Origin of the sequence: Raoultella sp., assembly GCF_039594335.1 — a bacterium.
Taxonomy (GTDB): Bacteria; Pseudomonadota; Gammaproteobacteria; order Enterobacterales; family Enterobacteriaceae; genus Klebsiella.
Genome location: NZ_JBCNNS010000189.1, coordinates 1 through 6,177 on the forward strand (window position 1 = coordinate 1; position 6,177 = coordinate 6,177).

Consider the following 6,177-nt stretch of genomic DNA (forward strand, 5'->3'; position numbering starts at 1 on the left):
AAAAAAATATTCTTTTTAATTCAGCAAGATAGATGAAGTCACCGTGGAATCACACCACGCTGGGGAGTAGTTTTGGGGCAATGCGTGGATTTGGTGCAGGCGAGCAGTGCAGCGGACAATCCGCCGCAGGCAATAACCCCCACCTCGCCAAAAATGTGCGCCGGGCGCATTCCGCAAGCGCTACCGGGTTATATGAATAGCAGGAGCTCAGCCGCGATAATATGATTTATCTCCGTAGCGACGGCCGCCAGTAAATGACCAGAATTCACCCGGTTAGTTTTTTTTCAACCGCTTATTTTATCGCCGGGGGCCTCGCTACAGTGTCCTATACTGATCAGCAAACAGCAGCGTATATAAGCAGCTTTACGTATTTTGGCCTTAATCCACAAAGATTTCATGGATTTATTTATCACCTCTTGTTAAAAGGATATAACTATTAATTCCGTAGATTCTTTCAAGTATCACTTATTGGTTGCACTGTATATCGTAATGGCATTCACAAAAGCAAACGGAGCCTGATATGAGCACGTCTAACGATTCATCTAACAACGCATCCGCCGGGAAGTGCCCTTTTCACACAGGGAAGCCCACACAAAGTGTCGGTGGCGGCACTGCCAACCGCGACTGGTGGCCTAATCAACTACGCGTGGACCTGCTAAACCAGCATTCCAACCGTTCAAATCCCCTCGGCGAAAACTTTAACTACCGTGAAGAGTTCAAAAAACTCGACTATGCCGCGCTGAAGGCCGATCTGAGAGCGTTGCTGACCGATTCACAAGAGTGGTGGCCGGCAGACTGGGGCAGCTATATCGGGCTGTTTATTCGTATGGCCTGGCACGGTGCGGGCACCTACCGTACCGTTGACGGTCGCGGTGGCGCAGGTCGTGGACAGCAGCGCTTTGCGCCGCTGAACTCGTGGCCGGATAACGTCAGTCTCGATAAAGCCCGTCGCCTGCTGTGGCCGATAAAACAAAAATATGGCCAGAAAATCTCCTGGGCGGACCTCTATATGCTGGCCGGTAACGTCGCGCTGGAAAATGCCGGTTTTCGTACCTTCGGTTTCGGCGCCGGACGCGAAGATGTCTGGGAACCGGATCTGGACGTTGACTGGGGCCATGAAAAAGCCTGGCTCGAACATCGTCACCCGGAAAGCCTGGCGCAACAGCCGCTGGGGGCTACCGAAATGGGCCTGATTTACGTTAACCCGGAAGGTCCAAACGCCAGCGGCGACCCGCTCTCCGCCGCCGCCGCTATTCGTGCCACCTTTGGCAATATGGCGATGGACGATGAAGAGATTGTCGCGCTGATCGCCGGCGGTCATACCCTCGGTAAAACGCACGGCGCAGCGGTGACCACCCACGTAGGCGCAGAACCTGAAGCCGCTCCGATTGAAGCGCAGGGTCTCGGCTGGGCTAACAGCTATGGCAGCGGAGCCGGTCCTGATGCGATTACCTCAGGTCTGGAAGTCGTCTGGACACAGACTCCGACCCAGTGGAGCAACTACTTCTTCGAGAACCTGTTTAAATACGAATGGGTGCAGACACGCAGCCCGGCTGGCGCTATTCAGTTCGAAGCCAAAGATGCCCCGGACCTGATCCCCGATCCGTTCGATCCGGAGAAAAAACGCAAGCCGACCATGTTAGTTACCGATCTGACGCTGCGCTTCGACCCGGAATTCGGCAAAATTTCCCGTCGCTTCCTCAACGATCCGCAGGCCTTTAACGAAGCCTTTGCCCGCGCCTGGTTCAAACTGATCCACCGTGATATGGGGCCAAAATCCCGTTACCTCGGGCCGGAAGTGCCGAAAGAAGACCTGATCTGGCAGGATCCGTTACCGGACGCCATCCACAACCCAACGCCGGCGGATATTGCCACCCTGAAGACCGCTATCGCCGATGCCGGTTTGTCGGTCAGCGAACTGGTGTCGGTGGCCTGGGCTTCTGCCTCCACCTTCCGCGGCGGGGATAAACGCGGCGGGGCTAACGGTGCCCGTCTGGCGCTGGAGCCGCAGAAATCGTGGCCGGTGAACGCCGTGGCGGCGAAAGTGTTGCCGACACTGCAGGCCATTCAGAAAGCCTCGGGTAAAGCGTCTCTGGCCGATATCATCGTACTGGCAGGCGTTGTGGGTGTCGAACAAGCCGCTGCGGCTGCCGGTGTGCGGGTCAGCGTACCGTTTGCTCCGGGCCGGGTAGACGCCCGCCAGGATCAAACGGATATCGAGTCTTTCGATCTGCTGGAACCACTGGCGGATGGTTTCCGTAACTATCGCCGTATCGAAGGTGGTGTCTCGACAGAAACGCTGTTGCTGGATAAAGCTCAGCAGTTGACGCTGACCGCGCCGGAAATGACGGTGCTGGTGGGCGGCCTGCGAGTGCTGGGCGCCAACTTTGACGGTAGCCAGCACGGGGTCTTTACCGACCGTGTCGGGGTACTGAGCAATGACTTCTTCGTCAACTTACTCAGCATGTCGACCGTCTGGAATGCTACCGACGAGCAGGGCGAACTGTTCGAAGGTCGCGATCGTCAGAGCGGTGAGAGCAAGTACACTGCGACCCGCGCCGACCTGGTCTTCGGTTCGAACTCGGTATTGCGGGCGCTGGCGGAAGTTTACGCCTGCCAGGATGCTCAGGAGAAACTGGTTAAGGACTTTGTGGCGGCCTGGACCCGGGTAATGAATCTCGACCGTTACGACCTGTAATCACCTTCCCCGGCTGGCGCGACGCCCGCCGGGGATTTTCCCCTTCCCCTCTTATGTTTGCCCCAGTTGCAATAACCGACTGTAGGTACGCTGAATATCTTCCTGTTCAACATCCTCCACCAGCTCGCTCAGTCCGCAGGCGGCCACCACGATCAGCTGACACTGCTTTTCATAGAGCACATCCACCAGATTAATAAAACGCTGCTGGGCCGCCGGGCCAGCCTGACGCAAAGGCGGAACCGCATCCAGCAGCCAGCGCTCATGCCGTTCACAGAGCGCCAGATAATCCATCACCGATGTTGCCGCCATGCACAGTTGGTTAAAGGTGAAATGCAGAAAATGCGCCGGCGCAGAGGCGACGTGCAGTGTACGATAGCCCACCTGCAGCGACTGCGCAGTGGCGCTGGGATCCGGTAGTTCAAGTCGCTGGCGGGTTTGTGCAGAGGGCTGTACCAGAAACCTCCCGCGGCAGAATGGATTTTCTGCCGGCGCATGGCGCGCCCGGTAATCCTCTTCACCATTGAGCGCGGCTATCGTCATGTGCTGTTTGATCAGTGCAATCGACGGCACAAAACGTTCGTGATACAGCGGGTTAGCCAGTAATTGATCCGGGGGGTAGTTGGAGGTAGCCAGCAGAATGATGCCGCGTTGGAACAGCAGCGTAAGCAGCGCTTTCACCAACATGGCGTCGCCCGGATCGTGTAGATGGAACTCATCAAAACACAGGAGTCGACAGCCGTCGGTCATCAGTGCCAGCACCTCAGGCAGGGTTAGCGCGGGCTGCGCGTTCAGCCGCTGATGCAGTTCGCGAAAGAAATAGTGGAAATGCACCCGGCGCTTTTCCGTCAGCGGCAGGCTGGTAAAGAAATGATCGATAATAAAACTTTTGCCGCGCCCGGTACGCCCCCAGACGTACAGCCCTTTGGCGCCGGCGGCCTTGCCTGAGGTCAGTCCGCGCCCCAGCGTGTCCAGTTGATTAACCAGCGCCTGCTGATCTGCATCAAGGGCCAACGCCAGCTCCTGAGCCCGCTGCGCCATAAACGAAGTAAACCTGAATTCAGTCATTCCTTGCGTCATTTTCGCTCTTCGTGGTGTTACCGGCGCATCTGCCCCGGAAAAAGATGAGGAATCCTCATCAATTACACCTTCCCTGAACGACAATAACAAGCTTATCTGCAGCACAACGGTTTTATACCTCTCGCGGGCCTGGAGACAAAGGAGGCAATTGCCTCCTTTGGTGCCCCTTGTCATCAAGCGCAACAACGATCGTTCCAAAAATCACGATAGATAATATTACCCTCCGTATATGATTGTCGCTTTCTTCATGGTCCGGCCTTCGCAGACAACGCGATACAGAAGTGGTGGTGTTTGATCAAATTCTTTCACTATCGTTATAGGGCGGTGAACGCGCGTTCCGGTAAGTTTTCCCCAGCTGGGATCTACCGGGATGGTTACACCATGCGAAAATGATTTCAATTCGATGGAACCCAAACGCAGGGGCATTAAACAACTGCCAACAATCGGCGATCCGTTTTCATCTTCAAGCCACAAATGAGCGGGGTAGACATATAATTTCCTTATCAGTGATAATTTAAATAACTGTGATATTCACGCTGTCACTATTTACAGTAACGCGTAAAAATAACAATCATAACTATGGCGAATACGCCTATAGGCCAGACAGGGCTGTCAGGGAAAAAATACCCCTGAAGCAGTGCGAAAATAACCGTGAAAATCACAGGCCCGTAAAGCGATGATAGAAACCTGAGTTGCCACAGTAGAAATTTCTTTAGTGATTGAATCATGGTTATCTGATCATCCGGGTGATGATATTTGCTATGCCGGAATCAGATGACTATTGCGCTTCAAGTGCGCCCGCGCGCTCGAATACCGATTCAATCAGGAAATACATCATTTCCAGTTGTTGCATGTAAAGAGCGGAGTAATAGGCTGGATATTGGACGTGTAAACGATGGGCATTATCCGCCGCTTTCTGAACCAGGCCATATGTAGCCACAACCCCCGCAACCGTATCCGCTGCACGTCCTGTAAGGGCACTGAGTTGCATACTTAGATTCAATCCAGTACGAACGCTGGTAGCGACCGCTAAAACGTACCCTGCACCAGTAAGGGTGCTGGCAGCGATATGGACATTCACGGCCATAAGCGCTTTTTTATATGCTCTAATTGAGCATTAGTTTTGTATTTGAATATTTCCTCAAAATAGATCCGAAGCATTTCATAGACAACGTCACCATGTTGGATAATGCGAATAACAGCATTCCTGAATGCGCAGATCTTCCGTCCTTTGCTGTTGGCAAACATCGTTATATTCATCGGTGAAACAGGACGTGTAATACAGCAGGCGGGTCGCCCCTTCCCTAATGTATCAACCTGGTTTCTGACCTGTTCGCCAACGGCAGAAACAGCATGATCGAGCTTCAGTGCAAGAATCTTGTTGGCCTGTAGGTAACTGATAACTTCATTGCTGTAGTACATAACCGCTCCTTGTTATTTTCATTAAATCCAGTTGTTCATTTTTATCCACGGGAAAGCGTCCGGTCACAGTCGGGCGTAAAACGGAAAATAATTCGGCTAAATCGCTGATTGAGTACTCACCGCTTCCGGGCATCCTGCAAAGCCCTTTGCCGTTTATCTGACAACTTTGGCTATTTTCCTCTCTGTTTCCCTTTTGCCCTGGCGATGGTCATACCTTCACGGGTACGAAGACGTATCAGGCCACCTTCAAACTCGGCAAATGTCGCCAACACATTGAAGAACATTTTTCCCATCGGGTCTGCCGGATAGTAAATGCAGGTTCCCAGAACCAGCTTCACACCTGTGGCCTGTAATGCATCTGCTACCTCACGCGCATCAGGCACCGAACGCGCCAGGCGGTCAAGCCTGGACAACCAGCGTGTCACCGCTGCGTACAGCGGCCAGCGCCTGATCCAGACCAGCTCTCTGCCGGTTTGATCCCGTTAACCCCTTATCGATATAAATCCGGTCCGGGGAGACACCGAGTTTCACCAGGGCTTCCTGCTGGACAGTCAAATCCTGCTTATCTGTAGAGCAGCGGCTCAGCGCATCATGCTGGCCGCCGGTGTCATGGTCATTTACTTCAAATCCGTCGGCCACCCTACGAAAAAACCAGCGTATTCAGTAGACATTTTGCATATCGGCGAGATTTTTTGCTGTGGAAGTCCCATGGAAAGAGGAATTAAAAATTTAAAACCATTAACAATCCAATAACATTAGCAGGCAAACATTTTATCTGAGGAAAATAAGAATATGTCTACCACCCGGGTTCTGGAGGATGCGCCTTTTGCAGCCGCAGAACAACCCCACTCCAGCTTAACCTACCGCATCGATGCCCTGCCTGCCTCTTTCGGCCTGTGGTCGTTTATCACTCTGCTGGCACTCGGCGGCTTCTTTGAGCTCTACGATCTTTTTCAGACCGGCTATATCAGTAGCGGACT

At 53.3% G+C, this 6,177-nt stretch carries 2 protein-coding genes and 4 pseudogenes; 2 read left to right on the forward strand and 4 right to left on the reverse strand.

The features are described 5' to 3' along the window. The first annotated feature begins 520 nt into the window (after positions 1-520). On the forward strand, positions 521-2,698 hold the full coding sequence (katG, locus tag ACZAHD_RS20835) for a catalase/peroxidase HPI (protein WP_462458454.1): 2,178 nt from the start codon (positions 521-523) through the stop codon (positions 2,696-2,698). 51 nt (positions 2,699-2,749) lie between these two features. Here the strand turns inward: katG and zapE are convergent, their stop codons facing one another. From zapE to ACZAHD_RS20855, 4 genes and pseudogenes are all read right to left on the reverse strand, one after another. Further along, positions 2,750-3,775 carry a cell division protein ZapE gene (gene zapE, locus ACZAHD_RS20840; protein ID WP_462458455.1) on the reverse strand — a complete coding sequence of 342 codons (1,026 nt, stop codon included), beginning with the start codon at positions 3,773-3,775 and terminating at the stop codon, positions 2,750-2,752. A gap of 173 nt (positions 3,776-3,948) precedes the next feature. Beyond that, positions 3,949-4,279: pseudogene (locus ACZAHD_RS20845) on the reverse strand (Hcp family type VI secretion system effector). Positions 4,280-4,553: 274 nt separating this feature from the next. Beyond that, positions 4,554-5,197, reverse strand: a pseudogene (locus tag ACZAHD_RS20850) (hypothetical protein). A 41-nt stretch (positions 5,198-5,238) separates the two neighbouring features. Beyond that, positions 5,239-5,782: pseudogene (locus tag ACZAHD_RS20855) on the reverse strand (recombinase family protein). A 207-nt stretch (positions 5,783-5,989) separates the two neighbouring features. On the opposite strand from ACZAHD_RS20855, the pseudogene ACZAHD_RS20860 reads away from it, so the two are divergent. Continuing rightward, positions 5,990-6,177: pseudogene (locus tag ACZAHD_RS20860) on the forward strand (MFS transporter); the annotation flags it as partial.

What these genes read in the sequence shown, in the direction of transcription:
- katG (WP_462458454.1), top strand. Translation starts at nt 521, where the DNA reads ATGAGCACGTCTAACGATTCATCTAACAACGCATCCGCCGGGAAGTGC.
- zapE (WP_462458455.1), bottom strand. Translation starts at nt 3,775, where the DNA reads ATGACGCAAGGAATGACTGAATTCAGGTTTACTTCGTTTATGGCGCAG.